Origin of the sequence: Methylobacterium sp. WL116 (assembly GCF_008039455.1) — a bacterium.
Taxonomy (GTDB): Bacteria; Pseudomonadota; Alphaproteobacteria; order Rhizobiales; family Beijerinckiaceae; genus Methylobacterium.
Map to the genome: position 1 here is coordinate 1 of NZ_VRUV01000767.1, position 1605 is coordinate 1605.

At 65.1% G+C, this 1605-nt stretch carries 2 protein-coding genes; both read right to left on the reverse strand.

Annotation, left to right across the window (positions count from 1 at the left end; translation table 11 throughout):
• Positions 1-212: hypothetical protein (locus FV223_RS31325; RefSeq protein WP_210247530.1), on the reverse strand; the 212-nt coding region annotated here is incomplete at its 3' end.
• Between the two features lie 25 nt (positions 213-237).
• Positions 238-1605 (reverse strand): PAS domain-containing protein (locus FV223_RS27140; protein WP_147729805.1); only part of this gene is annotated, 1368 nt, incomplete at its 5' end.

Sequence of the window (1605 nt, forward strand, 5' to 3'; positions counted from 1 at the left end):
GTGCATCTGCAACGAAGACGTCCAAAATCTTTCGATGCCCGATCGTAATATCTCCCGTCGAGCGCGTAGGCCTTGTGCAGCAAGCGAACCGGCACTGCGTTGGTGGATCCGTTTTCCTGATCGGCATCCACGATCGTATCACGTGCGCTTGAGCCGACGACCGACCGCGTCGGCTTGGACCATCGGACAAGAGAAGCGAACTCAGCGCTCATCTCGTCCGCGCCTGGGACGACGTCTCTAGACAGCCGCTCGTGATGCCTGACGAACCTTTCGGGTGGCTTGATCGACTTGCTCGCTTGCCCGGGCGATGTCCTCCATGCTTCCGGCGATCGTCGTCACCCCGTGGGCGGCCGTATGCATGCTTCCCGACATCTCCCGGGTCACGGCGGACTGTTCCTCCACAGCAGCGGCGATGGCGCCCGACACCTCATCGAGCGAGCGTATCGTTCCCTGGATGGAGCCGATGGCATCCACGGCTTCGCGTGCGGCGGCCTGTGTGGCGGAGATCTGCTCACGGATCTGGTCGGTCGCCTTGGCGGTCTGCTCAGCCAACGCCTTCACCTCGGAGGCGACCACCGCGAAACCTTTCCCGGCCATGCCGGCGCGCGCTGCTTCGATGGTCGCGTTCAAGGCCAAGAGGTTGGTCTGCGCGGCGATGCCCTGGATCAGTGTCACCACGTCGCCGATCTGCGCCGCCTGGCCGCTCAGCCCGGCGACGATGCTGCCCGTGCGCTGTGCCTGCTCGACCGCCTGGGCGGCCATCCGCGCGGCATGGCTCACCTGCTGGCTGATTTCGCCGACCGAAGCCGATAACTCCTCCGCGCCCGAGGCGACGCACTGGATGTCGTTGGACACCTGCCCCACCGTGCCGGCGGTCTCGGCCGTCTGACGGGTGACGTTCTCGACGGCTTGGCCGATCGCGTCGAGATCGGTGCCGATCGCCTGCTGCGCTTCGGCGCAACGCTGCCGCTCGTGCACCTGGGCCGTGATGTCGGTCGCGAACTTCACCACCTTGATCGGAACCCCATCGCGATCACGGATCGGATTGTATGTTGCCTGGATCCAGACCTCACGACCGCCCTTGGCGATCCGCCGGAACTCGCCCGACATGAACTCGCCGCGTCCCAGCTCAGCCCAGAAGTTGCGATAAGCCTCCCCCGTCCGCTCGTCCGCATCGACGAACATGCTGTGCCGCTGCCCGCGGATCTCATCGAGCCGGTAGCCGACGGCAGCGAGGAAGTTGGCGTTGGCCGTCAGGACGGTGCCGTCGAGAGAGAACTCGATCACCGCCTGCGAGCGGTTGAGGGCAGCAAGCTGGCCTTCATGGTCGATCGCGCGCTGAACCTGCGAGGTGATGTCGGACGCGAACTTGACGATCTTGCTAACGCGGCCGGCGCGGTCCAGCACCGGATTATAGGTCGCCTGAATCCAGATCGCACGACCATCGTTGGCAATGCGCTTGAACTCGCGGGTCTGGGACTCCCCTTTGCGCAATGCGTCCCAGAACGCGTGATAGGCCGGCGCGTCGCGCTCTGCCGGCGTGACGAGCTTGCGGTGGTTCTGGCCCTTCAGTTCCGCCAGCGTGTAGCCAACGAGGCCGAGGAA